The following is a 25,617-nucleotide window of genomic DNA, read 5'->3' as shown; positions in this document are numbered from 1 at the left end:
CGTATCGCTTTCTTCTTTGGGTCATCTTGAACACCTTTCGCTCTTAACTAGGTGTCCAATTCATCATACCCACTCCATTTCTTTATGCGCGTTGATTTGAGGGTGAAGCATGATGTCGAGGCCAGGAAGGCGGCCATAGGGCTCTTCGAGCTCGGGCACGGGTATAAATCTGCCGCGATTGCCCTTTCGCTTCCCGCGGAAGCCGTGAGAAGATGGCAGGAGATATACCGCGCATTCGGGAGCGAGGTGCTGCTGCGCATGGACGGAAAGCAGGGCAGGTACACATACGAGCAGAAGGTCGCCGCCGCCTCCGCCGTCGTCGACGGCGGCATGACGAAGACCGAGGCGATGGCGGCGTTCGGCATAATGTCGATGTCGCCGCTCAAGAAGTGGTGCGCGCTATACCGCCGGGGCGGCGCGGAGGCCCTGCGCCCGAGGCCCAAGGGCCGGCCGAGCGGTTCCAGGGCGAGGCCGCGGACCCGCGAGGAGGAGCTCGAGGAGCGGTGCCGCAGGCTCGAGGCCGAGGTGGCCTACCTAAAAAAATTACGCGCCCTGGTCGAGAGGGACGGGCTCTGACCAGGGCGAAGGCCGAAGCGGTCGCGGCCCTGCGCGCCGAGGGACACGCACTCGGGCACCTGCTCGCATGCGTCGAGCTCAAGAGGTCGACCTACTACTACGCCCTCGCGCACCCGCCGAGGCCCACGCGCCCCGAGCTCCGGGAGGCGGCCGCTGAGATCTTCTCGCGCACCGCCAACGGCTGCGGGCACCGGCAGATAGCGATGTGCCTCAGGGCGGAAGAGGGGGCCGTGATAGCCGACAAGACCGTGCTCAAGATGATGCGCGAGATGGGGATTCGCTGCGGGATCAGACGCGAGACGGCCTACCACAGGTACAACTCGTACAAGGGCGTCGTCGGCAGAACGTTCGAGAACGTGATCGCGAGGGATTTCGACGCCGGGGCCCCGTGGCAGAAGCTGGGGACGGACGTCACCGAGTTCAAGGTGGCTGGCGGCAAGGCCTACTGGGCCCCGACGCTGGACTTCTGCACCAAGGAGATTGTGGCGAGCGACATATCGACCACGCCCGACATGGCCCAGCAGGTGAGGATGCTCGACGAGCTGCTGTCCAAGATCCCCGAGGGCGCCGCCCCGACCATGCACTCGGACCGGGGCTGGCAGTACCAGCACGCCTCGTACACATCCAGGCTCGAGGCCGCCGGCATCGTCCAGAGCATGTCCAGGAAGGCGAACTGCATCGACAATGCCGCCACCGAGCAGCTCTTCGGCCACGTCAAGGACGAGTTCTACAGGGGCCGCGAGTGGAAGACGTTCGAGGATTTCAAACGCGACCTGGAGGAATACATAGTCCACTGGAACACGAGCCGGAGGCAGGTAAGATTGAAGGGCCTGACCCCGGAGGAGTTCCGGAATCAGGCCCTTGCGGCCTAGTCGCTATTTAGGGCGTCCAAGATTTGGGGCGCAGTTCACGCGGTGGCGGGCTTTTTGCTATCCATGTGCCGGGATTCGAACCCGACAGGGTGCGGATCCCGGCATCATCGCAAGGCCTGTGGTCAAAAAATGGCAAATATGAGTACTGTTACCATTTTAGTTACAGCGATTTCATGCCTTCAGAAGGCGATTTAGCCGTCAGGCGTCCTACGGCGGAAAAATTGCAGACGTTTATCGGCTAAGTACTTGGACATATGTTGTGTAACACTACATATTTTGCAAATAAATAATGTTACAGGACTTGTGACAGTACTCATATTTGACGTTTTTTGCCCATAGCCCTTTATACCTAGGCAAATCGGCGGCAAAACGGGCTTCAAAGCGTCCTTCGCAAACAAAAACCGGGGCCCGCATGATGCGGACCCCGGCTCAATACCGTGACGATATGTCAGTTACGTTCTACACATAGAACAGAATGTCGTCGTAGGTCGGGACCGGCCAGTAGTCAGCGGCCACGATCTCCTCCATTGCGTCCACGGCGGCACGCAGCGCATCCATAGCGGGAACGACCTCGTGCGCGTACACGTTGGCCTGCTCCTGGCCATCGAGAGCCTCGGCCTTCTGATGCACGACGTCGAGCGCCTTGATGGAGTCGTTGATGGCAGTGATACCGTTGCAGAGCTTGTTGAGCGTGTTCTGCTCGCACTGCATGGCGGCCTCAGCACCGGCGGCACGAATAGTCTCAAGGCCCTTAGCGACCTTGGTGGCATAGGCGGTAATGACCGGGCGATAGGTACGACGCGCCTCGCGAACCATCGTGGTGGCCTCGATGTTCATGAGCTTGTTGTACTTCTCGAGCTTGCAGTCGTAGCGGCACTGAGCCTCGGCCTTGGTCAGGACACCCGTCTCCTCAAAGAGCGCGATGGCCTTTTCGGAAACAAAGGCGGGCAGGGCGTCGGCCGTGGTCTTGTTGTTGGCAAGACCACGCTTCTCGGCCTCAACGGGCCACTCGTCGGAGTAGCCGTCACCGGAGAACAGGATGCGCTGGTGGTCGGTCAGGACCTTCTTGCAGTACTCGAGCGCAGCGTCCTGGAACTCATCCTCGGGCGTACCCTCAAGCGCGTCGGCGAAGGACTTGAGCGACTTGGCCACGGCGGCATCGAGCACCAGGTTGGAGTCGGAGACGTTCTGCTCGGAGCCGCAGGCACGGAACTCGAACTTGTTGCCGGTGAAGGCAAACGGGGAGGTTCGGTTGCGGTCGGTGTTGTCCTGCATCAGCTTGGGCAGGGTATCGGCGCCCAGGTCGAGCACGCCGCGCGTGGCATGGACGGAAGCCTTGCCATCGATGATCTTCTCGACGACCTCGGTAAGCTGGTCGCCCAGGAAGATGGACATAATCGCCGGAGGAGCCTCGTTGGCGCCCAGACGATGGTCGTTACCGGCCGAGGCAACGGAGGCACGCAGGAGCTCCTGATAGTTATCGACGGCCTCGATCACCGCGGTGAGGAAGACGATGAACTGCAGGTTGTCGAGCGGAGTGTCGCCCGGATCGAGCAGATTCTCGGACTCGGTGCCAAGCGACCAGTTGTTGTGCTTGCCCGAACCATTGATGCCCTCAAAGGGCTTCTCGTGCAGCAGGCAGACCAAGTCGTGGCGGGAGGCGATGAGCTTCATCTTCTCCATCATGACCAGATTCTGGTCGATGGCCTCGTTGACTTCGCCATAGACGGGGGCAAGCTCATGCTGGCAGGGAGCAACCTCGTTGTGCTTGGTCTTGGCGGGAATGCCAAGTGCCCACAGCTCATCGTCCAGATCCTTCATATAGGCCGAGACGGTGGGGCGGATAGCGCCAAAGTAGTGCTCCTCGAGCTCCTGGCCCTTGCAGGGAGCGGCGCCAAAGAGGGTGCGGCCGGTAATGACCAGGTCCTTGCGCTTGCGGTAGGCGTCCTTCTTGATCAGGAAGTACTCCTGCTCGTCGCCCACGGAAGGAACGACCTTCTTGGGGGTCTTACCGAACAGCGCCAAAACGCGCTTAGACTCACGCGAGAGCGCGGTCATGGAACGCAGCAGCGGGGTCTTCTTGTCCAGGGCCTCGCCCGTGTAGGAGCAGAAAGCCGTGGGGATGCACAGGACATCGTCCTTGATAAAGGCGGGGCTAGTGGGGTCCCAAGCGGTGTAGCCACGGGCCTCGAAGGTAGCACGCAGGCCGCCGTTGGGGAAGCTCGAGGCATCGGGCTCGCCCTGGATGAGGTTCTTGCCCGTAAACTTGGTAATGGCGGTGCCGTCGTGGTTGGGCTCGAGGAAGCTGTCGTGCTTCTCGGAAGTAATGCCCGAAAGCGGCTGGAACCAGTGCGCATAGTGCGTCGCGCCCTTGGAGATGGCCCAGACCTTCATGGCATGGGCAACGGCGTTGGCCACATCCAGGTCGAGCGGCTCACCGCCCTCGAGGGTTGCAGCAAGGCGCTTCCAAATGTCCTTGGGGAGGTAGTCCTTCATGACTTCCTCAGAGAACACCATGGTCCCGAAGCGGTCAGTAAGTTCGGCCATACGGAACTCCCTTCGTATCGGCACCGCGTGAGAAGCGGTGTTGATTACTAACGAACGAGTCATAGCTTAGACTCGCCGTGTTTCCGCGACATTACCGTTATGTTGCTGTCGCGAAACCAATCAATGAGGTTACCCTATCGAGGCGGCGTTGCCACCCTCAACAGCCAATCAACTGCATAAATTGCAGACCTCTCCCCATGGTTTAAGGGTAGTCAATTTGGGATGGAGCTCTATTAACTGGTATTTTGCATCAGATACCAGTCTTTATAGTCCGTGCCTAGATTAGCCGCTCTGTTATAGAGAAAGCCGATAGCAAGGCATCTTTGATTGGTATCCTCAAATAGCGAGTGAAACTCCACCGTGGCACAGTGGTGCTGTAGAATCCTTACAACACATCGCACTATTACGTATCTAAAGGAGCACGATATGCGCGTCGACGAGGTTTTTAAGCAGGCAGCATCCCAGGACACCGCGCCCATTTCGTTTGAGATGTTCCCGCCCAAGGGCGAGCTGACCCTCGACACGGCTCGCGAAGTGGCAGGCAATCTGTGCAAGCTTTCGCCGAGCTTTGTCTCGGTCACCTGCTCGGCCGGCGGCTCGGGCAACGGCGCCACCACCGCCCCCATCGCGCATATGATTACGAGCGAATTCGATACACCCTCGGTGGCACACCTTACCTGCGTGGGCCGCTCGCACGCCGATATCGCCGCCAAGATCGACGAGTATCGCACCGCCGGCGTGGAAAACATCCTGGCCCTGCGTGGCGATCTCCCTGCCGGCGCAACCGAGGACGACAAGCCCGCCTCCGACTACGCCTACGCCCGCGACCTCATCCCCGAGCTCGTCGACGCCGGCTTTTGCGTGGGCGCCGCAGCCTACCCCGAGGGCCACATTGCCTGCGAGGATCTCAACCTCTCGGTCGAACACCTCAAGCAAAAACAGGACGCCGGCGCGAGCTTCTTTGTGACGCAGCTCTTCTTTGATAACGAGTGCTTCTACCGTTTTCGCGAGCTTGCCGACAAGGCCGGCATCACCGTGCCCATTACCGCGGGCATCATGCCGTTTATGGGCAAGTCGCAGATCAGCCGCATGGTCTTTATGTGCGGCGCGTCGCTGCCTTCCCCCGTCATCAAGATTCTCGCCAAGTACGAGAATGACCCCGAGAGCCTGCAGGCAGCTGGTGTAGATTATGCAGCCCGCCAGCTTTGCGACCTCAAGGAGCACGGCGCCGACGGCCTGCACCTGTACACTATGAACCGTCCTGCGATCGCCGCGACCATTATGGAGCGCCTGGGGTAATGGAAAAACCGCACATCGATACAACCGCTGTCGAAGTGCCGGCCGACCTTGCGTCGCCGGCGCTTTACCGTGTCGATGCTGCGCACCATCCCCGTGTCGACCGTGCCGAGATGCTGCGGTATCTGGGTTACGGCGGCCAGCAGATTGAGCCCGAACTGTCACGACGTATTGAGCTTGTCGTTGAACGTCTGGAACTGGACATTGAGCCCCGTGGCGTGCGCCGCGTATTTGCCATCGATGCCACGGGCGTGGACGAGCAGGGCAAGCCTTGCATCCGTCTGGTTGGCACCAACGTTGAGCTGCGAGGTCGCGATATCTATCGACATCTCAAAGATGCCCGCTTTGCCGCGCTCATGGCATGCACCCTCGGCATGGACGCCGAGCGCCGTCTGCGCACCACGGGAGCCCAACATCCCCTGGAGGGCGCCGTGCTCGACGCCGCGTGCTCCGCTTACGTGGAAGCCGCCGTTGAGCAAATGGACCAGCAGGTCAAGACGGACGCCGCCACACACGGGCTCGCCGGCAACTGGCGCTTTAGTCCCGGCTATGGCGACTGCCCGCTCTCGGCCCAGCGCTCGATCGTCAATGCGCTCAACGCCACGCGGCTCATCGGGCTTACCGTCACACCCACCAGCCTGCTCATGCCCACCAAAAGCGTGACCGCGGTGATCGGCCTATTCGACGGCGAGGTCCACGACGCCCAGAGCCGCCCCACCTGCAATATCTGCCGCATGCGCGAACACTGCCGCTTCCGCGCCGCCCACACCACCTGCTATTCCAGCCATTAGGAGCCCCCGATGTTTACTCCGCTTATCACTCATGATTCTGACGGCACTGCATTGGCGGCACCCGTTGATGCCGCACGTCGCAACGGTGCCACGTACAAGACGCGCACGATCGACGATCTGCGCATTAAGGACGATCGCCTGCGCGCCGCCATCGAGGGCACGGGGCACTTGCTGTTCGACGGCGGTATGGGCACCATGTTGCAGGCCGCTGGTATGAAGGCGGGCGCCCTGCCCGAGCTGCTCAACTTTGAGGAACCCCAGGTTATCACTGATATCCAACGTCAATATGTCGAGGCCGGCTGCGACGTGATTACCGCCAACACCTTTGGCGCCAACGCCCACAAGCTCGACGGTGCCGCCACCGTGGCAGACGTCTTTGCCGCGGCCGTCGCCTGTGCCCGCGAGGCCGGCGCCCGCTACGTCGCCGGCGATATCGGCCCCATCGGCGCGCTGCTTCGCCCCCTGGGTACCCTGAGCTTCGACGAGGCCTACGACCTCTTTGCCGAGGAAGTGCGCGCAGGCGTCGATGCGGGCGTGGACCTCTTTATTATCGAGACCATGACCGACCTGGCCGAGATCAAGGCGGCTGTCCTCGCCTGCCGCGAGAACTCCGACCTGCCCGTCTTTGCCACCATGACCTTTGAGGAAGACGGCCGTACCTTCCTAGGAACGAGCCCCGAGGTCGCCGCCATCACGCTCGACGCTATCGGCGCCGACGTTTTGGGCATCAACTGCAGCCAGGGACCGGCCGAGCTACGAGGACTCGCCGCACGTATGCTCACCGTTTCCGATAAGCCCATTATGGTGCAGGCCAACGCGGGACTTCCCCATGTGGACGACGACGGCAATACCGTCTTTGACATCCAGGCCCCCGAATACGCCAAGGCCGTCGCCGGCATGATCGAGGACGGCGTGAGCGTCGTGGGCGGTTGCTGCGGCACCACGCCGGCGCACATAGCGGCCTTGCGCACGCTTATCGACAACCACACGCCCAGCCCGCGCCACCGCAAGCCCAGCATGTCGGTCACAAGCGCCCAGACCGTGGTGGACCTTCCCTGCGACGGCCACAAAATCGCCGTCATCGGCGAGCGCATCAACCCCACCGGCAAAAAGCGCCTGCAGCAGGCCCTGCGCGACGGCGATCTGGACTACGTCGTGAGCCAGGGCATCAGCCAGCAGGAACAGGGCGCCGATATCCTGGACGTCAACGTCGGCCTGCCCGAGATCGACGAGGTCAAGATCATCCAACAGGCGACCGAACAGCTCCAGGGCTCCACGCTGCTGCCGCTGCAGATCGACTCCACCGACCCCGCAGCCGTCGAGGCCGCCGTGCGCCGCTACGCCGGCAAGCCCATCATCAACTCGGTCAATGGCAAGCAGCAGATCATGGATGAGATCTTTCCGCTGGTCGCCCACTACGGCACCAACGTTGTCGGCCTCACGCTCGACGAAAGCGGCATCCCCGATACCGCCGAGGCTCGCTTCGCTATCGCCGAGCGCATCGTGGCTGAGGCTGCGCGCTACGGTATTGGACCGGACCGCATCCTCATCGACTGCCTGGTCATGACCGCCTCGACCAATCAACGCCAGGCCGAACAGATCCTGCGCGCCATGTCCCTGTGCAAGGAGCGTCTGGGCGTCAAATGCGCGCTCGGCGTGTCGAACATCAGCTTTGGCCTGCCTGCCCGCCCGCTGCTGGGTTCGGTCTTTTTGGCCGCCGCCTTTGGCGCGGGCCTGGACGCCCCCATCATGAACCCGGGCTCCAAGCGCTTTATGGATACCGTCTACAGCTATCGCGTCCTGAGCGTTGAGGACGAGGGCTCGACCGGATACATCGAGCGCTATGCCGGCTGGACCGATCCGTACAAGATCGCCGCCAACCCGGCAGCTGCTCAGGCAGTATCGACCGACGCTGTGCCCGCTGCTGGCACCGCCGGCACCGACGGCAACGACGACCCGATTCGTCGCATGGTCGTCTCGGGTCGCAAAGGCGAGATCGCTGCCGAGACCGAGCGCCTGCTGGCCGACCACGACGCCATGGACCTCATCAACAATCACTTTATCCCCGCCCTCGACGAAGTTGGCGTCCTCTTTGACCGGGGCAAGTTCTTCTTGCCGCAGCTCATGGCCTCGGCCGAGGCCGCGCGCGTGGGCTTCGACACCATCAAGCGCCTGATGCCCGCCGGCGAGATTGCCGACAAGGGCAAAATCTGCGTGGCCACCGTCAAGGGCGACATCCACGATATTGGCAAGAACATCGTCAAAATGCTGCTCGACAACTACGGCTACACCGTCTTTGACCTGGGTCGCGACGTCGATCCGCAGGAAGTACTCAAGACCGTCAAGGAGCGCGACATCAAACTCGTCGGCCTCTCGGCGCTTATGACTACCACAGTCGTCGCCATGGAGGAGACCATCAAGCTGCTTCATACTGAGGTGCCGGGCGTCAAGATCATCGTGGGCGGCGCCGTACTCACCCCCGAATACGCCAAGCAGATCGGCGCGGACTACTACGCCAAGGACGCCGCCGAAAGCGCTCGCATCGCCGAAGAGGTCTTTGGACAGTAACACAACGGAAACAACCGAGCACCAAAACGTGCCGCACGCGCCACATGGCACGTGCGGCACGTTAGAATAGATAAGACTATGCTCGTTTTGGCAGATAGGAGCGCAAGGATGGCGATCACGCCCGCAGAAATCGCGGAAACCCGCGGCATGGTTGAGGAACAGAACCTCGACATCAGGACCATCACCATGGGTGTTTCGCTCATGGGTTGCGGCGACGAGAACCTCGACCGCATGTGCACGAAAATCTACGACCACGTGACGCACACGGCTGAGCATCTGGTCGAGACCGCCGAGAACCTCGAGCGCGAGTACGGTATCCCCATCGTCAACAAGCGCGTTTCCGTCACCCCGGTGGCGCAGATCGCCGCATGCTGCAAGGATGAGGACCTCACCCCCATCGCGCATGCCCTCGACCGCGCGGCCGAGACGCTCGGCATCGATTACCTGGGCGGATTCTCCGCACTCGTCCAGAAGGGCATCGGCGACGCCGACCGCCGCGTCATCCAGTCCATCCCCCAGGCGCTCGCTACCACGAGCCGCGTCTGCTCCAGCGTCAACGTCGCCAGCCTACGTGCCGGCATCAACATGGACGCCGTGCTCATGGCCGCGCAGACCATCATCGACGCCGCCAAGCTCACGGCCGACCAGGATTCCGTTGGCGCCTCCAAGTTTGTCTGCTTTGCCAACATGGTCGAGGACTCCCCGTTTATGGCGGGCGCCGTCCACGGCGGTGGCGAGGCCGACGCCGTCATCAACGTTGGCGTCTCGGGCCCCGGCGTTATGGCTGCTGCCTTGGAGACGCTCCCCGACTCCGCCTCGATGATGGAGGTTGCCGAGAAAATCAAGCAGACCGCCTTTAAGATCACCCGTGCCGGCGAGCTCATGAGCCGCGAGGCCGCCCATCGTCTGGGTGTCGAGAAGGGCATTGTCGACCTGTCGCTGGCTCCCACGCCTGCCGTCGGCGATTCCGTCGCGCGCATTCTCGAGATTATCGGTGTGGGCACCTGCGGTGGCCCCGGCACGACCTGCGCGCTCGCCATGCTCAACGATGCCGTCAAGAAGGGCGGCGTCATGGCCAGCTCCAGCGTGGGCGGCCTCTCGGGCGCCTTTATCCCCGTGTCCGAGGATGCCGGCATGATCGCCGCCGTCGAGGCCGGTGCGCTTTCGCTCGAGAAGCTCGAGGCCATGACCTGCGTGTGCTCCGTCGGCCTGGACATGATCGCCATCCCCGGCGACACCCCGGTCGAGACCATCGCAGGCATCATCGCCGACGAGATGGCCATCGGCGTCATCAACAACAAGACCACGGCCGTCCGCGTGATCCCCGCCATCGGCAAGGGCGTGGGCGACTGCGTTGAGTACGGCGGCCTGTTCGGCCGTGCGCCCATCATGCCGGTGAACCCCAACGCCGGCACCGTGCTTGCCCACCGCGGCGGACGCTTCCCGGCACCGCTGAACTCGCTGAAGAACTAGCTGAGGGGGACTGGCGAGGAGCCCCGGGGAGGGCAAATATATAAGGTCGCCTGCTCGGACAGTCCTGACTCGCACGGAGAGCACATTAAGTGCTCTCCGGCTCGTGCGGAACTCGCGATCGACCTTATATATTTGCCCTCCCCGGGGCTCCCGCACAACGGGACCTCGGTTGGGTTCTATCCCTTTGGCAGTCGCTTCGCTTCTGCCCTACTTTGCTGGTATGGCGGTTTGGCGTTGGATCGGTTCTTTCTGATATATGCTGGTTGCGGCTCTTCTTTTTGGGGGAGTCGCTTTTTTGTTGCTAGGAGGTTGGCCCGTGGTTGATGGGGAGAATCGTTCTGAGCTGCTTGCTGCTGATTGGAATGGCGAATGGATGCGTCTGCAGGCTGGTCGGCGGCGGGCTGATGATTCTTTTGAGTGGGATAAGCGGGCTCGGCATTTTCGGCCGTTGGAGACTGCCCCTTATGCTCGGGATTTTATAAAGCTGTTGGCGTTGAAGCCTGGTGAGTCGGTGCTTGATATGGGGTGTGGGGCTGGGTCGATTGCTATTCCGCTTGCTCAGGCTGGGCATCCGGTGATTGCGGCTGATTTCTCCCCTGCCATGCTGGGTACGCTTGATGCTGGCATTGAGTACTATGGGCTCGAGGATCGCATTACACCGCTTGAGCTTGCTTGAGATGATGATTGGGATTTGGTTGGACCGGTCGCGAAAGCGGTTGATGTTGCCTTTGCCAGTCGCTCTGTCACCACGAACAACCTAAAAGGTGCGCTTGCCAAGCTTGACCGTACGGCTCGTCGGCGTTGTGCTGTCACGATGGTCGCCAACTCCAGCCCGCGCTATGATCTGCACTTGATGAACGCTATCGGCGCCTCGGTTACCTGCAGTAATGGCTTTGTGTATGCTTTTAACATCCTTATTCAGATGGGTGCGTTGCCGCAGGTTACATACTTTGAATCGCCTCGTCGCGATACCTTTAATAGCCTCGAGGCAGGCGTGGCGGACTTTTCCCGCATGCTTGAGCATGGCAACGAGGATAAGGTCGACCGTCTGCGCGACTACATCGCCCAGCACATGATCGAGAATCCCCATGCCGGTGAGCCGGGCTCCAAGGGCGTGCCGCAGGGGCGCTATATGCTCGATCATGTTCGTAAGGTTCGTTGGGCGTTTATTGCATGGGAGCCGGTCTCTGCGCCCAGCTCATAGCCTGTTCGCAGCCCGCACCGCCCACTCACTCGGCATCCGCATTCTTTGCGAACTGGGTAAACGCGCTCCACACCGCGCCGTTCCTGCGCTATCGTGGGACAGCTCACGTAGATTAAGGCCCCGTCGCGGGGCGCCCCATACATAGAAAGCGAGAACCCATGGCACTGACAGGAGCCCAGGTCAAGCAGCTTCGCAGCATGGCCCATCACCTCAACCCCGCCATCATCATCGGCAAGTCCGATGTCAACGAGGGCACCGTCGAGCAGACGGTCGCCTACTTGGAGAAGCACGAGCTCGTTAAGTGCTCCGTGCTCGATGGCTCCAGTCTTTCCGCCCGCGAGGCCGCCGAGGAGCTCGCCGAGCGCTGCCACGCCGAGGTCGTCCAGGTCATCGGCCGCAAGTTCTCGCTGTATCGCGAGTCCTCGCGCAAGGACATCGAGAAGATCAAGCTCGTCTAAGAGCCAATGATTCGGCGAGCCAACACATAGCAAGCTTACGGGTGCCCAAGTACTTCGGGCACCCGTTTTTTATCGCTCGACCAGTACGCGATTGAGCCGCCCCTCCACCAAGCGCTCGTATAGACGCCGCGTCTCGGGCTCGGGCACGCCATTGACCTGTTCCCTCAGATGGTGCATATGCCCGCTGTATAGCTCGACGATATCGCGCCGCCGCCCCGCCGCACTGTAGACGCGCATGGCGCAGCGCACCATATCCTCACGCGCCGTTTCCTGCCGAAGCCCCGACTCCGCCAGCCAAATCGCCGACTGCAGATCGTTTTCTTCTAGAGCGGCATTTGCCCCCTTAATCATGCAATCGATGTACTTTGACTGCATAATGCGTCGCATACGCAAAAAGTAGGTGGGATTACAGCCATTGGGAACATACAGCGGCCCGGCATAAAGCTGCTCTATCTTAAGGCACAACTCGACCAGATGGGGCCCGCGCGCACCCGTGCGATTTCCCAAAACCTCGCGGCTTATCTGGTCAAACAGCCGCACATCGGTCTTGACGTAGTCGCTGTTGAGCCCGATGCATTCATTTTGGATGAGCACACACGACTTGCCGTCTGGCGTCGGTCCCAGAGCCGACCGCAAGCGCGATATCGTCGAGTACAGGTTATTGCGGGCGCTATTGAACTCGGCATGGGGCCACAGCTCCATGGCCAGCGTCTCACGATCGACGAGCGCATCCATGCCCAGCGCAAGCCGCTCGGCAAGCGTCGCCGCCTTCTTGCGGCGCCACATTTTGTCCGTGATGGGAAACCCGTCGCGCTCGGCGCGAAACGCACCAAACATGCGAATCTCGATATGGTCGATGGTATCAACGGCTTCAACCTCGCCGGCCTGGAATAGGCGCTCGCCCTCCCCTTCCAAATCGTCGCGCAGCGAGTACCGCGACAGCTCGCGCACGGGAAGCTTCTTGCGTATCCTGCCCGCCGGCTCGCCCAGACAATGCATGGCAAGGCGCGCAAAGAGCCGATACGATGGCTCTAGAATCCCCGCACGATTCATGGACATCCAGGCCGCAAGGTCGCTGTCTCGGCCCGCACAGGCCAAATGCAGTGCCACCATCCAGGCTTCTGCGCCACCAACCTGCGTCTGGCTTATATCGAGTAGCTCCGCTTCCTCGCGCACCGAAACCATCGAGGTGTTACGCAGATATGCCGCGCGCTCCAGCAGCAATGCGTTATCGCGCATGTACGCAATCGACTCCTCGGCAAGTTTGAGCACTTGGACCGCACGGAACTTTGCATTAACCGGCCGTCCCTCTGCCAGCGACTGCCAGCCTTCTAGCAACAGGCCAAACAGCTGAATCTGGTTGTCGCGCATGCGCACGGCAAAACGATCGAGCTCGTTGAACGCCGCGTCGTCGGTTACCGGCAAGCCGGAAAGGAGCCGCCGTGCCGCCAACACCATGCGCACCCAGATAGCCATCGCCTTAAGCCCGCGTACGTCGAGCGCCTCCCGCACCACCGTCATCTCGTCGTCGCGTTCGTCGGTTCCCGCAAACGACCCGTCAAAGAGCTCCACCAGCATACTATCGGCCCGTATAACAATCCCCGCGATGTCGAGCTCGCAGTCGTAGGCCTTGCTCGTTTTGAGCTGCTGTAGAACGCCGCCGTCATCTCCCCGCTCGGTCAGGCACCGCTTGACCTCGATATGCGCAGACAACATATCGAGTGCGGTATGGGATGTCTCGATTTCTGGCACGGCCAGGTTCGTAGGAAGCCCAAGCCCGTTGTCCCCATAGCAAACAGCCGTCAGCGTCTGGGCCACCCTCCATGAAACAGGGTCTATTTCACAGGCCGCCCGTTCGCCCCCGCGCTCGATAACCGATGCCATATAGCGAGCGAGCTTTGTATTGGACACGCTGACCGCTGCCAGATATACGCCGAGTGCCTCGGCAGGCGTTGGCTCTGGAGCCGGATCGTCAGCATCGATCGTGCCCAGCGCTGCTCGGCAGATATCGGCCCCGTGCCCCGTCAGGGCCAAATCGACCCCATACTGCCCAGCAAGTTCAAGGACCGCTTCACGGTCCAAAAAGGCGTCCGCCAGGCCCATCGCCGCATCGCATCGGCCCGCCTTAAGCAAAATCCGGGCCGCCCTCGGAACAAGTTCGGGGCGAACCTCGGCCACCAACTTACGCAAACGCAAGCGTCCGTTATCCTCCGTGCCCAGACACGTAAAACTCCGCTCGGCGGGATCCAAGCCAAAGATCGGGTAGTCGCGCACAAAGTAGGACTGGTCGACCATCGACAACCTCACCCCACAAGCCTCGAGTTCTGCGATATTGCCCTCGCCCATCAAAACCATGAGACATGCCACGCAAAACAGCGCATTATTGTCGAGCGAAGCCAGATCGGCAAGTGCCGCGCCATATACGTTGACAATCTCGTTTTCGAGCAGGCCGGCTACGTCGCCTTGGCCATACAGACCCGTCTGCAATGCCGAAACGAGCTCGGGCACGCCCTGCGTGAGCTGATAGAAGTCGAGCGATGTGCTGATCGAAAACGCCGATGCCCACGCCGAATACTCATAGGCATGCACCTTGAGCATCTGCGCATTGATCTTAACCGAATCGCCCAGCCCATGAATCAGCTGACGATTTGAAGGACGGCAGGAGATAAAGACCCCAACCCCCATAGCGCGCAGGCCGCGAATCCTGTCGATGAGGTCTTCGGTATCGTGCTGATCGAGGTTTGGCACATTATCAATCGCGATAAGGGAGTGCGGTTTGTCTTTGAGTTCTTCGGTAACCACCTCGAGCTGCATAAACACCTCGCGCCCAATGGCGCGATCGGCCTCGATAATCCGCACGGGGCCTCGCGTTGGGTCGCATTTAACCTCATGGGTGTACTGCAGCAGCACCGAGGTCTTCCCAAACCCGTCGGGCGCATAAAGAACCACGATGCCGGCCTTTCGGCCCTTGGCGATAAGCTCATTCATCAAGCGTTCGCGTCGCACCATATAGCCTCCGCCCAGCGGCATCAGCTCGAGGTCGTCTATACCGCTCAAATCGTTTACCATGCCCGCTCCTCAAGTCGACCGTATGGACACTGTAGCCGCAAGACCATACAAGCCGCGCTATGAATAGAGCGACCTTGTGTTTTAGGTTGTCTTTTGGTACGCAAGCGGCAAGTTTTTGTACAGCGAGGGCCGATTGTTATTAATCCCCGACTAATCGGTCTTTAAGCAGGTAAATGAGCTTGTCAGCTTGTCCCATCTAAGCGTCAGTGTAACGCAGATGAACAAGGTTCAGCCATGTCATTCAACTCGCCTAGCACCCGCTACCGTCTACGACCTTTTAGTAGCATTTTTGCATAGAATCTGATATGGAATGAATCAAGCTGTTGGACATCCGGTATTCGTCAAGCTTACGGCAAGTTTTTGGTCAAGTGGACAGAAAGGGATAGCAAAAAGGCCCCCGCAAAGCGGAGGCCTTAGGCAAGGTTATGTCGAGCCGCAGGATTCGCGCTACTCGCAGAGCGAAAGAGCGGCCTCGTCGGCAACGACAACGCAGTTGGTGTGCAGCTGCAGGATCGAAGCCGGGCACTCGGGTGTAACCGGACCATAGCACATGTCATGCACAGCCTGAGCCTTGGCCTCGCCGTTGGCGACGACCAGGATCATGCGGGCATACATGATGGTCTGGGTACCCATGGTGTAGGCCTGACGGGGAACATCGTCGATGCTGTCGAACAGGCGGCTGTTGGCCTGAATGGTACTCTCGGTGAGGTCGACGCAGTGCGTACCCTTGGAGAAGTGGTCATCGGGCTCGTTGAAGCCGATGTGGCCGTTGTTGCCAATGCCGAGCAGCTGCAGATCCGGGTAACCGGCGTCAGCGACGATCTTGTCGTACTCAGAGCACGCAGCGGCGGCGTCGGGGTTGGAACCGTCGGGCACATGCGTGTTGTTCAGGTCGATGTTGATGTGATCGAAGAAGTTCTCACGCATGAAGTAGTGATAGCTCTGGGGATCGTCGTGCGAAAGGCCGCGATACTCGTCCAGGTTGTAGGTGCTGACCTCGGCAAAGTCGACGTCGCCCTTCTCGTACCAAGCAGCGAGCTGCTTGTAGGCACCGATCGGGGTGGAGCCGGTGGCAAGGCCCAGCACACAGTCGGGCTTGAGGATAACCTGGGCCGAGATGATATTAGCGGCCTTGCGGCTCATATCCTCGTAGTCTTTAGCTTTAATGATCTTCATTACGCGTCCTTTCTCGTACAAGAGAGGCAAGGCTCCCTTACAAGCACTTGCCCGCGGCCCGCGTCGGCCGCAACCAACGTGTGCGGCCACCAGGGCGAGGTCGCGTAATGTATGTGTCTCGTGTCTAACCGCGTCGAGGCCCCTGCCCGTCCACGGTGACCCAAAGCTGTTTAGCCTCGGACAAATCCCATCTTGCCACGGAGGGCGTCCTCTTTCAAGGGCGCCCTCCGTAAACGTGTTTGAATTGTAGGCTAATGGCCACGTGCACTTGCTAGCGCTCGCGAGCAACGATGAGTTGGTCCATCTCTTCGACATGCACGCCAACGGAGCCCTTGATGCTTGAGAACTCAACGGAGTTGCACACCAAGATGGGAACCGTCACATCGTAGCCCTCGGCAGCAATTGCCTCGCGATCGAACTCAATGAGTACATCACCCTTATGGACGATGTCACCCACTTGCGCATGTACGGTAAAGTGCTTGCCCTCGAGCTGAACAGTGTCCAAACCAACGTGGATGAGCACGTCCAAGCCATCGACCGTGTTAAGCGCAACGGCGTGTCCCGTGGGAAAAATGGCCTCGACCTTGGCGTCTGCCGGCGCAATCACGCGCGTGCCGGTAGGCTGAATCGCCACGCCCTGGCCCAAAAGGCCGGTGGCAAACGTCTGGTCATTGACCTCGGACAACGGAATGACATCACCAGAGATGGGAGCATCCAGCGTAAGGACTCGACCACGCATACCAAAAGACCTTAGGACTTTAGTGAACATGCTCCCCCTCGGACATACCAATCAATCAAAATAACCTTGTCAGTTTACCACTTGGCACCCGTTTTTGGCCATTAGGGAAGTTCGCGCTTGACAACCTCGACGATGTCGTCAACAACGCGCTGGGTCAACTCGTGCGTCTCGGCCTCGGCCATCACACGGACCAGCGGCTCGGTACCGCTCGGGCGCACCAGAATGCGGCCGCGGCCGTCAAGCTCCTTCTCGGCAGCAGCGACGGCATCCCAGATGGGCTGGCAATCGTCCAGACCGGCCTTGTTGTCGGAATGCACGTTGACGAGCACCTGCGGGTACTTCTTCATGATGCCGGAAAGATCGGTGAGGGTACGACCGGTGCGCTTGAGCACGGCCAGCAGCTGCAGAGCCGTCACCAGGCCGTCGCCGGTGGTGTTGTGCTCCAGGAAGATGATGTGGCCGGACTGTTCGCCGCCGATGACGGCGCCGTCCGCGAGCATGCGCTCCAGAACGTAGCGGTCGCCCACGGCGGTCTGGACCATCTCGAAGCCCTGCTCCTTCATAGCGATGGAGAAGCCCAGGTTGCACATGACGGTCGAAACGATCTCGGAGTTAGCGAGCTTGCCGCGAGCGGCGAGGTCAGAACCGCAGATAGCCAGGATGTAGTCACCGTCGATCTCGTTGCCCTCGCTGTCCACGAACAGTACGCGGTCGGCGTCGCCGTCGTGGGCCAGACCGATGTCAGCATGGGTGCGCAGCACGAGCTCGCGCAGGGGCTCGAGGTGCGTAGAGCCGCACTCAACGTTAATGTCAGTGCCGCAGTAATCGGTGTTGATAGCGTGCACCGTGGCACCTAGGCGCTGCAGTGCGGCGGGCGTGGTCTGGCAAGAAGCACCGTGGCCGCAGTCAACGGCAACGACCAGGCCGTCGAGCTTAAGGCCGTCGAGGGTGCTGATGGCGTGGTCGACATATGCCTTGCGGGCGTCCTTCATCTTGATAATGTGGCCCACGCCGGCGCCAGTCGGCAGCGTGTCGGCAGCCATGGCTTCCTCGGACATGACCCAGGCGCTGATCTCTTCCTCGACAGCATCGGGAAGCTTCATACCCTTGCGGCTAAAGAACTTGATGCCGTTGAACTCCGGCGGATTATGCGAAGCAGAGATGACGATGCCGCCGTCGAGCTCGTTCTGAACGGTGAGCAGTGCCACGGCAGGCGTGGGGATGACGCCGCAGCAGTGCGGACGGCCGCCCTCGGCCATAATGCCGGCGGTCAGAGCGCTCTCGAGCATGGTGCCCGAAAGGCGCGTGTCACGGCCGATGCAGATGTCCGGACCAAGAAACTTGGTCGCCGCGCGACCCAGGCGAAACGCGAGGTCGCACGAAAGATCGGCGTTGGCGACGCCACGGACGCCGTCGGTACCGAAGATGTTCTGGGGCATAGGATCGCTCCTTCCCTAGCAGGCGATATGCAACCGCCCACCCTAGTCGAAAAAGAAAAGCGGGACCCGCCGAGGAATCGGCAGGCCCCGCTTGTACATTGTATCTCGAAAGGAGATAAAACCTTAGCGCTTGGAGAACTGGGGAGCGCGGCGGGCCTTCTTGAGGCCGTACTTCTTGCGCTCGACCACGCGAGCATCGCGCGTAAGGAAACCGGCCTTCTTGAGGTCAGCACGGTAGTCGCCAGCGTTCAGAAGAGCGCGAGCGATGCCCAGGCGCAGAGCGCCGGACTGACCGGAGATGCCGCCGCCATCGCACAGAGCGATAACGTCGAACTGACCGGCGGTGTCGGTCACCTTGAAGGGAGCAAGGGCGTTCTCAACGAGCTGATGACGGCCGAAATACTGCTCGGCGTCACGCTTGTTGATGGTCACCTTGCCGGTGCCGGGGACGAGACGGACGCGGGCGACGGCGTTCTTACGACGGCCGGTACCCTGGTAGACAACGGTGTTCTCAGCCATCTTTAAGCCTCCAGCTCAATCTTCGTGGGGTTCTGGGCAGCATGCGGATGCTCGGCACCAGCGTAGACCTTAAGCTTGGTCATCTGGGCACGGCCGAGGGTGGTCTTGGGCAGCATACCGCGAACGGCGCGCTCAATGACCTTCTCCGGGTGCTTCTCCATAGCCTGGCGGAAGCTCTCAGCCTTGAGGCCGCCGTTGTAGCCGCTGTGGCGATAATAGGTCTTCGTGTCGGCCTTGTTACCGGTAAGCTGGACCTTATCGGCGTTGATGACGACAACGAAGTCGCCGCAGTCGCTGTTGGGCGTGAACTGGGGCTTGTTCTTACCGCGCAGGATCATTGCGATCTGGGTGGCAAGACGGCCCAGGACAGCACCATCGGCGTCGACGAGAACCCAGTTGCGCTGGACCTCGCCCTGCTTGGCGTAGTGAGTCGATTTCGAAATCACTTAGACTCCTCCATGTACAGTACGTGTTGTTACAGAGATTCACGGGGCTCTGCAAGTAACCCGTCCATATTACCCCGCTCGCCGTACGAGTCAACAGGTATTTTGTCTCCGACCAGAGTTTCTGCACATGTCATCCACGAGCCGTGATTTTCCAGCTCTTTAGCTGTTGTCATTTTTTGAGGGTTCGCCGTCGCTAGCGCTCAACGAACTCTTGGATTTCCGCGAGCAGGCGCTTTGCCTCCTGACGGCCCTGGATATACAGGTCGAGGAGCTTTGCCGAATCGTGCTCGACATGGCCGACCTCGACCGGCTTTTGCGGAGCGACGACCAACGCGCGGCCCTCGCGCTCATACTTCCACAGGTGCATGCGCTGTATGTTGTAGCGGTCGTGGCGCGTCTCGATAGCCTCGAGCAGATAGGGGTAGTCGGCATAGCGGGCGCGCGCGGCAGGCATAAACTCGTAGGGCTTTTTCTCGTACGAGCGGTCCTGCGTGACGATGACGACCGCGCGATCGAAGCCCGCCTCCTCGAGCACATGCTCGATAGGAACCGAATCGGCCACGCCGCCGTCGACGTATTTGTGCCCGTCAATCTCGACCGGCGGCGTCACCAGCGGCAACGACGTCGAGGCGCGCACGGCGTCGAGATCGAGCACGGCGCTTTTGACCGGGAGGTACGTGGCGGTTCCAAAGAGCATGTCCGTAGCGACGGCGTACATCTCGATGGGGCTTGCGACGAACGTCTCATTGTCAAAGGGATCCAGGCGGTCCTGGACATCGTTGAAGATGAAGTCGTAACCCACAATAGAGCCCGTGGACGCAAACGATGCGGCGCCCATGAAGCGGCTGTCGTTGCAGAAAGCCAGGTTGATGCGGTTGGCACGGCCGATCTGGTGCGACTTGTAGTTCGCGCCGTTGAGAGCGCCGGCCGATACACCGTAGACAGCTGGAATCTCGACGCCAGCCTCCATGAGAACGTCGAGCACGCCTGCGGTAAACTGCCCGCGAAAACTACCGCCCTCCAAGACGAGCGCGACCTTGCCGGCGTTCTTTGCCTTATCTTCTGCAGTCATATTGACCTCCTGCGATTGCGTTTTGGCTTTCTTCTACCCAGTTTTGGGATGGCGAGAGCGCAGGTTTTTTGAGGCGGCAGGTGAAGCGGAAAGTGTGTCCCGTTCTCAGAGCAAATTCCGGGTCTCATTTTCCGCTGAGCCCGTCATCAGGAAAATGAATCCCATTTCGAGCTTAGATTCCGGGATGCGCTTTCCGCTTGATGTGTCATCCGGAAACTACGTCCCACTCTACGGCTCGATTCCGGGTCGCAGTTTCCGCTTGAGGTGCCATCCGGAAACTACGTCCCAGTCTGAGCGCGGATTCCGGGATGGACTTTCCGCCTGGGCCGCCATTGGGAAAGCGCGTCCCACTCTGCGTCACTGAGGCGTTTTCTTTACGCTCGCGCCCTGCACAGAGTTCGATTCTCCGCGGTACGGGGGGGGGGATCCGTTGATGCGGCGCATGGCCGGCTGAGATTCGATAAACATCGCATCCATATTGAGCTGATAGTTTGCGCGGAGAATCCGCGTGTTCGCTTCGCGAACCCGCACCGGCTTCGGCCGTCTGCCGGCGTCCTCGCCCGCGGGCTAAAAACGCTTACGCGTTTTCCTAACGCCCGCGCCCTGCACAGAGTTCGATTCTCCGCGGTACGGACTAGAAATAAAAAGGCAGGTAGATACGAATATCTACCTGCCTGTTACTTATGGTGGAGCTGGCGTTCATTCGGTCGAACACCTCGCCACCTGGACCTATAGCGCCAGGCAGCGACGGATTATCGCCCAAGCCGGCAGAATCGTCAAACGTGAACGCCACGCGCAGGCCGTCGTCATCGTCGGGGCCGCCCAGCACCACGCGCGCCACGAACGTGCGCAGGAGCTGCGCGTCGTCCACCTCGGCGGCGGCCATGCCCTCGAGCCAGAACAGCGCGCGGTCGTAGTCAAGGCGGGCGGCCTCAAGGGCCTCGGCCGTGCGCAGCTCGTCCTTGAGGAGCGCCTGCCGCCGCTTCAGCGCGTCTATGCGCTCCTTGCCGCCCGGCGGCGCGATGCCCGACTCGATGGCCGCCCATATGTTGGAGAACGCCGTCTCGATCTTGGCCAGCTCGCCCTTTATGGTCTCGCTCAAGGGCTTCTCGTCGGCGCGCTCCTCCTCGGCGTCGGCCAGCATGCGAGCGATGCGCTCGCGGCTGTCGGCGCTGCCCAGGGCCTCGCGCACGGCGTCGGCCACGCGCTTCTCCACGACATCGCGGCGCACGGTGCGCCCGCAGCTGCGGCAGCGGTAGTAGTGATAGGGCCTGCCCGACTTGCCCGTGCCGCTGGTGCCGGTCATCAGCCCGCCGTCGCGCCCGTCGTAGAGCTTGCCCGTGAGCGGGAAGTCCCACGCTTCGGTCTTGGCGCGGGGCCTGTGCGAGTCCTCAAGCATCCGTATCACCCTCTCCTCGTCATCCATGGGAACGATGGCGGGCATGCCGCCGGGCACGACCACGCCCGCGTAGCGGTACTCACCGCCGTTCTCCCGCCGCATCAGTATGCGGCGCACCGTCTGGAAGCGCCACTTGCCGCCGCGCTTGGTGCGGTACGGCTCCCAGGCGCGCACCACGTCGGCCACCGACTTGCCCGACAAGACCATGCGCACGCCCAGGCGGATGGCGGCGGCCTCCTCCTCGTTGACCACGTAGCGCCCGTCCACTATGTCCCAGCCGTAGCGCACGCAGCCGTTGGCCATGCACCGCTCGGCGTTCTTCTGTATGCCGTCGCGTATGCGCTCGCCGTCGAGCGCGCTCTCGTACTCCGCCAGCACCTCCAGCATGCCCAGCTGCAGCACGCCCGCCGAGCCGTCCGAAATGTCCTCGCCCGCGTACAGTATCTCGACGCGGCAGCGGCGCAGCATGATGCGCGCCATGGCCATCTCGTCGCGGTTGCGCATGATTCGGGTAACTTTATATATGACCACGAAATCGAACAGCCCTCGCTTTGCGTCGGCCATCATGCGCTGGAACTCGGCGCGGTCGGTGTTGGTGCCCGTCTGCGCGAAGTCGCAGTACGTGGCCACCACGCGCAGGTCGTTCTCGGCGCAGTAGGCGCGGGACTTCTCCACCTGTATCTCTATGGACTCGCCGCGCTGGTTGTGGCTCGAGAAGCGGGCGTATATCGCCGCGCGCCCGCCCACGGCTACTCCATCTCGTCGGCGGCCTGGAACCACACCACCGTGCCGATCACGCGCACGGGGCCGTCGTCCATGCCGAAAATCATGTCCTCGTAATCCTTGAAGCTGTCCGCCGACAGCATCAGCTTGGTGCTGCCCTTGTACCAGCGGCGCATGACCGCGCGGTAGTCCTCGGTCTCCACCACGGCGATGGACCCGTTGGCGGGCTGGCGGTCGGGGTCGACCAGCACGTGGCTGCCCTCGGGTATGACGCGGTTCATGCAGTCGCCCTCGACCTCCAGGGCGAACGCGCGCGGATGCCCGGCGCACACCGAGGCGGGCACCTCAACGCGGTGCGCTATCTCCTCCTCGTCGGCGAGCGCGCCGGCGTGCACGCGCCCGAGCGTGAGCAGCGGCACGGTTGCGCTGCTGGCCACCACGGGCATGGCACCGGCGGGCATATAGGAGCTGCCCTTGGGCTTTTTGGTCACGGGGTCAATCTGATCCATTCCGCCGTCTTCTATAAGGTGTGACTTACTAATCTGATAGCAGGCCGCCATGCGCTCAATAGCTCCCATACGGGGTTCGGAGCGGCCATTTTCCCACTGCGAAACGGCGTTACCTGTCACACCTGCAATCTCACCCAGTTCATCCTGGGTAACGTCGAAAATCTGCCGTAACTTCTTTATGTTGTCGGATATCGGCATCTTAACTCCTTCCAGGACTTAAATTTATTTTCAATTTTACCAAAATTAATCTTGACCGTGTTCTGAAGATTAATTACAGTTATGGACAGAAAGGAGGGAGTATGAAGTCACTCAAGCAGGCGCGCATGAGCAAGGGCGTAACCAAGAAGGCAATGGCTGAACATCTGGGCATTTCAGGACCTACATACGATGTTTATGAAGACCACCCCGACCGTATGCGCATCGAGACGGCTAAAAAGGCCGCCGACTTCTTGGGCTACAAACCCGAAGAAATTTTTTTCGCTTCAAACTGTAATTAGATTTACCTATCAGAAAAGGAGACACACCATGACCACCAAGAGCCACCAGCCCGAGTTCGTCGCCGAGATCATCGGCAAAACGCTCGACCACCTCACCGACGACCGCAAGCGCGTGGCCGTCAACTTCGAGCTGGCCGGGAACGGCTGCATGGAGGAGACGCACGTCAGCCTCAAGCGCCGCATCGCGGCCATGTGGGGCTTCCAGACGAGCGGCATCGAGCTTCTGGAGGCGAGCACGACCTGGTTCGAGCTCGGCGGCATGCAGTTCAACGTCTACAGCTCCGTGCAGTTCAGCGTGAACGGCAAGGGCTGGAGCACCGACTTCAAGACCGTCGCGCGCGACACCGCGTACGACGAGAAGGAGTAGGCCATGCTGAACGAGGTGACCGTACGGGGGGGGGTTCACCGCCCTCAACGTGAAGAGCGGCAAGTGCGTGCTGCAGTTTGAGCTGGACCCGAAGTTCCGCGACTCCATCCCCAAGCTGGTGGAGTTCACGGGGCAGATGCTCAACATCCACGTGTACGACGACCAGGAGGTGATGTTCGTGGATAGGGGCACCGGTGAGGTCGCCTACGAGGACGCCCCGCTGCTTCTGCCGGGCGTCGCGGGCGAATGACCCCGATACAGCGCGCCATGTGCGACGAGTGCGCCTCCATGATGCGCGAGTTCTACAAGGACCCAGAGAACGAGAGGAAGTTCCAGGAATGGAAAAGATCAAGGGAAGGAGGGTGCGCGTCGCAGCCGGCAAGCGAAAGACGCGCACCGCAACGGTTCACTTCCGAACCGAGACCAGTGTAACACCCGAGCGGCGCCGCGAGAGGCTGCAGGCCGTTTTCGCCGCCCTGTTCGTCTGCGCGTGCATCGCCGCCACATGGGCGCTGGAGGCAACAGTATGGCCGAGGTAGACGCCAAGGCCCAGGCCCTCGTGGCCAAGGCGTGCGGCTGGGTTGCCTCGAACCCCGATACATGGGCGAAGCTGCGCCGCATCTGCTACCGCCTGATGCTGGAGGGCCACGTCATCCAGCGCGACAACGTGTACACCCTGGCGTGCCAGAACGGCATGACCGTGAGCGAGGCCAGCGAGTTCAAGCGCGACCACAACCTGTGGAGCGTGCTGTCCCGCTACATGGTGCTGCAGCGCCCCTCCATGCTGGCCGCCGTGAGCTTCCGCCGCACGCCGGTGGACTCCGTGGACCTGGTGGGCACGTGGGAGGCCATCGTGGGCCCAGCCGTTTTCGCCGCCTCCACGCTAACCGAGGCGCAGGGCATCTACGACAGGGGCGCGCAATGAGGTGCACCGTCACGGTCGAGGGCCGAATGCCGAGCCTGAACGACTACATCGGCGCCGAGCGCGCCAACCGCTACAAGGCGGCGGCCATGAAGAAGCGCGAGACGGCGCGCGTGAGGGCGGCGGCCATGCAGCAGCGCGCGCCGCGCTTCGAGCGCCGGGTGACCGTGCGCACCACGTTCTACGAGCCCGACATGCGCCGCGACGCCGACAACGTGGGCTTCGCGCGCAAGTTCGTGCTCGACGGCCTGGTGGCGGCGGGCGTAATCAAGGACGACTCCCGCAAGTACGTGGAGCAGTGCCCCGACAGGGTGCTCACCGACAGGGCGCGCCCCCGCGTGGTCGTGGAGGTGAGCGACGAGTGACCCGCCGAGACAAGGGCAGGCCGCACAGGGCGTGGCGCAAGGCCGACCTCGACCGCATAGCCGAGCTGGCGGGAAAGGTGCCCGCCCGCGAGATTCGCCGCGAGCTGCGGCTGTCCAAGAACCAGTTGGATAACGCGCGGCGCGTGATCAACGCCAGCGGCGGCCACGTGTCCCTGCGCTGCTACCGCCACCGCCTGGAGCTGTGCCCGTCGTGCGGGTGCCGCAGGGCGACCCTCGGCAAGGACGGCATCTGCGAACCGTGCAGACGCCAGCAGCAGCTTGAGGCCATAGAGGCCCGCATAGCCGAGCTGCTGCCGAGGCTGACCGCAGAGGAGCGCCGCACCTACGAGCGCACCGAGTGCGGCCGAGAGAGCCGCGCCGACCCCATGCCGCAGGCCCCGGACACCTCGGGCATGAGCCGCTACGCCGCCGACAAGGCGGCAGAGGCGCACGACGAGGCCATGGAGCGGTGGCTGTGCCGTTACCTGTACCGCAGGGTCAAGGCGGCGCAGAAGCGCAAGGAGCGCATAGAGAAAAAAGTTCCGAAATCCTGAAAAGTTTTTATCACTTTTAGTTTTCCCAGTTAGGAG

The 25,617-nt window shown here is 61.4% G+C and carries 26 protein-coding genes and 1 pseudogene; 16 read left to right on the top strand and 11 right to left on the bottom strand.

What is annotated here, in order from left to right; all coding sequences use genetic code 11:
• Positions 1-102: 102 nt before the first annotated feature.
• Positions 103-576, top strand: coding sequence for a helix-turn-helix domain-containing protein (locus I2F59_RS03490; RefSeq protein WP_271802684.1), 474 nt, complete (start codon positions 103-105; stop codon positions 574-576).
• The gene (locus I2F59_RS03485) at positions 504-1,448 is read left to right on the top strand and encodes an IS3 family transposase (protein WP_271755869.1); all 945 of its coding nucleotides are present in this window, start codon (positions 504-506) and stop codon (positions 1,446-1,448) included. Before I2F59_RS03490 ends, I2F59_RS03485 begins: the two co-directional genes overlap by 73 nt.
• A 459-nt stretch (positions 1,449-1,907) precedes the next feature.
• Here the strand turns inward: I2F59_RS03485 and I2F59_RS03480 are convergent, their stop codons facing one another.
• Entirely contained in the window at positions 1,908-3,995 is a 2,088-nt protein-coding gene (locus I2F59_RS03480) for a glutamine synthetase III family protein (protein ID WP_195503259.1), read from the bottom strand.
• 426 nt (positions 3,996-4,421) lie between these two features.
• On the opposite strand from I2F59_RS03480, the gene I2F59_RS03475 reads away from it, so the two are divergent.
• The 7 genes from I2F59_RS03475 to I2F59_RS03450 all read left to right on the top strand — a co-directional run bounded on the left by I2F59_RS03475 (position 4,422) and on the right by I2F59_RS03450 (position 11,785).
• On the top strand, positions 4,422-5,294 hold the full coding sequence (locus I2F59_RS03475) for a methylenetetrahydrofolate reductase (protein ID WP_195443881.1): 873 nt from the start codon (positions 4,422-4,424) through the stop codon (positions 5,292-5,294).
• Positions 5,294-6,082: a vitamin B12 dependent-methionine synthase activation domain-containing protein gene (locus tag I2F59_RS03470; protein WP_195503258.1), complete on the top strand. Its 789-nt coding sequence runs from the start codon at positions 5,294-5,296 to the stop codon at positions 6,080-6,082. Before I2F59_RS03475 ends, I2F59_RS03470 begins: the two co-directional genes overlap by 1 nt.
• Positions 6,083-6,091: 9 nt before the next feature.
• Complete coding sequence (locus tag I2F59_RS03465) at positions 6,092-8,650, top strand: homocysteine S-methyltransferase family protein (RefSeq protein ID WP_195503257.1); 2,559 nt, start codon at positions 6,092-6,094, stop codon at positions 8,648-8,650.
• A gap of 108 nt (positions 8,651-8,758) precedes the next feature.
• A complete protein-coding gene (locus I2F59_RS03460; protein WP_195503256.1) occupies positions 8,759-10,123 on the top strand; it encodes a PFL family protein in 1,365 nt (454 codons plus the stop codon).
• A gap of 316 nt (positions 10,124-10,439) precedes the next feature.
• Positions 10,440-10,799 (top strand): class I SAM-dependent methyltransferase, encoded by a 360-nt coding sequence (locus I2F59_RS09970; RefSeq protein ID WP_271755866.1) that lies wholly within the window; start codon positions 10,440-10,442, stop codon positions 10,797-10,799.
• A 138-nt stretch (positions 10,800-10,937) separates the two neighbouring features.
• A complete protein-coding gene (locus tag I2F59_RS09880) occupies positions 10,938-11,327 on the top strand; it encodes a hypothetical protein (protein ID WP_229065311.1) in 390 nt (129 codons plus the stop codon).
• Between the two features lie 158 nt (positions 11,328-11,485).
• Entirely contained in the window at positions 11,486-11,785 is a 300-nt protein-coding gene (locus tag I2F59_RS03450; RefSeq protein ID WP_006234690.1) for a YhbY family RNA-binding protein, read from the top strand.
• Between the two features lie 69 nt (positions 11,786-11,854).
• On the opposite strand, the gene I2F59_RS03445 is transcribed toward I2F59_RS03450, so the two are convergent.
• The 10 genes and pseudogenes from I2F59_RS03445 to I2F59_RS09865 form a co-directional block, all read right to left on the bottom strand.
• Positions 11,855-14,854, bottom strand: coding sequence for an AfsR/SARP family transcriptional regulator (locus tag I2F59_RS03445; protein WP_195503255.1), 3,000 nt, complete (start codon positions 14,852-14,854; stop codon positions 11,855-11,857).
• 447 nt (positions 14,855-15,301) lie between these two features.
• Entirely contained in the window at positions 15,302-16,030 is a 729-nt protein-coding gene (gene nagB / locus I2F59_RS03440) for a glucosamine-6-phosphate deaminase (RefSeq protein ID WP_055287061.1), read from the bottom strand.
• 271 nt (positions 16,031-16,301) lie between these two features.
• Positions 16,302-16,769 carry a PTS sugar transporter subunit IIA gene (locus I2F59_RS03435; protein WP_306421699.1) on the bottom strand — a complete coding sequence of 156 codons (468 nt, stop codon included), beginning with the start codon at positions 16,767-16,769 and terminating at the stop codon, positions 16,302-16,304.
• Between the two features lie 101 nt (positions 16,770-16,870).
• Complete coding sequence (glmM, locus tag I2F59_RS03430) at positions 16,871-18,208, bottom strand: phosphoglucosamine mutase (RefSeq protein WP_195503254.1); 1,338 nt, start codon at positions 18,206-18,208, stop codon at positions 16,871-16,873.
• Between the two features lie 123 nt (positions 18,209-18,331).
• Entirely contained in the window at positions 18,332-18,727 is a 396-nt protein-coding gene (gene rpsI, locus I2F59_RS03425) for a 30S ribosomal protein S9 (protein WP_022094634.1), read from the bottom strand.
• A gap of 2 nt (positions 18,728-18,729) precedes the next feature.
• Positions 18,730-19,173: a 50S ribosomal protein L13 gene (gene rplM, locus I2F59_RS03420; protein ID WP_022094635.1), complete on the bottom strand. Its 444-nt coding sequence runs from the start codon at positions 19,171-19,173 to the stop codon at positions 18,730-18,732.
• Between the two features lie 193 nt (positions 19,174-19,366).
• On the bottom strand, positions 19,367-20,245 hold the full coding sequence (locus I2F59_RS03415) for a patatin-like phospholipase family protein (protein WP_195503253.1): 879 nt from the start codon (positions 20,243-20,245) through the stop codon (positions 19,367-19,369).
• A gap of 634 nt (positions 20,246-20,879) precedes the next feature.
• Entirely contained in the window at positions 20,880-22,391 is a 1,512-nt protein-coding gene (locus I2F59_RS09875; protein WP_195503252.1) for a recombinase family protein, read from the bottom strand.
• Between the two features lie 2 nt (positions 22,392-22,393).
• A complete protein-coding gene (locus I2F59_RS03405; protein ID WP_229065316.1) occupies positions 22,394-22,876 on the bottom strand; it encodes a LexA family protein in 483 nt (160 codons plus the stop codon).
• A 36-nt stretch (positions 22,877-22,912) separates the two neighbouring features.
• A pseudogene (locus I2F59_RS09865) lies at positions 22,913-23,074 on the bottom strand (helix-turn-helix domain-containing protein); the annotation flags it as partial.
• 101 nt (positions 23,075-23,175) lie between these two features.
• On the opposite strand from I2F59_RS09865, the gene I2F59_RS03400 reads away from it, so the two are divergent.
• The 7 genes from I2F59_RS03400 (at position 23,176) to I2F59_RS03370 (ending at position 25,581) form a co-directional block, all read left to right on the top strand.
• Positions 23,176-23,373: a helix-turn-helix domain-containing protein gene (locus I2F59_RS03400; protein ID WP_117637851.1), complete on the top strand. Its 198-nt coding sequence runs from the start codon at positions 23,176-23,178 to the stop codon at positions 23,371-23,373.
• 28 nt (positions 23,374-23,401) lie between these two features.
• Positions 23,402-23,740, top strand: a complete 339-nt coding sequence (locus I2F59_RS03395; RefSeq protein ID WP_195503250.1) for a hypothetical protein — start codon at positions 23,402-23,404, stop codon at positions 23,738-23,740.
• 49 nt (positions 23,741-23,789) lie between these two features.
• Positions 23,790-23,990, top strand: a complete 201-nt coding sequence (locus I2F59_RS03390) for a hypothetical protein (protein ID WP_195503249.1) — start codon at positions 23,790-23,792, stop codon at positions 23,988-23,990.
• Between the two features lie 88 nt (positions 23,991-24,078).
• Entirely contained in the window at positions 24,079-24,279 is a 201-nt protein-coding gene (locus tag I2F59_RS03385) for a hypothetical protein (RefSeq protein WP_195503248.1), read from the top strand.
• Positions 24,267-24,665, top strand: a complete 399-nt coding sequence (locus I2F59_RS03380) for a hypothetical protein (RefSeq protein ID WP_158551308.1) — start codon at positions 24,267-24,269, stop codon at positions 24,663-24,665. The genes I2F59_RS03385 and I2F59_RS03380 overlap by 13 nt, the downstream gene beginning before the upstream one ends.
• Positions 24,662-25,027, top strand: a complete 366-nt coding sequence (locus I2F59_RS03375; RefSeq protein ID WP_195503247.1) for a RusA family crossover junction endodeoxyribonuclease — start codon at positions 24,662-24,664, stop codon at positions 25,025-25,027. The genes I2F59_RS03380 and I2F59_RS03375 overlap by 4 nt, the downstream gene beginning before the upstream one ends.
• Positions 25,024-25,581: a hypothetical protein gene (locus tag I2F59_RS03370; RefSeq protein ID WP_117765305.1), complete on the top strand. Its 558-nt coding sequence runs from the start codon at positions 25,024-25,026 to the stop codon at positions 25,579-25,581. The genes I2F59_RS03375 and I2F59_RS03370 overlap by 4 nt, the downstream gene beginning before the upstream one ends.
• Positions 25,582-25,617: the final 36 nt, after the last annotated feature.

It is taken from the genome of Collinsella aerofaciens, from assembly GCF_015556945.1.
GTDB lineage: Bacteria > Actinomycetota > Coriobacteriia > Coriobacteriales > Coriobacteriaceae > Collinsella > Collinsella aerofaciens_AO.
The sequence above is the reverse complement of the archived record's forward strand: the minus strand, read 5'-3'. Positions and strand labels throughout refer to the sequence as shown.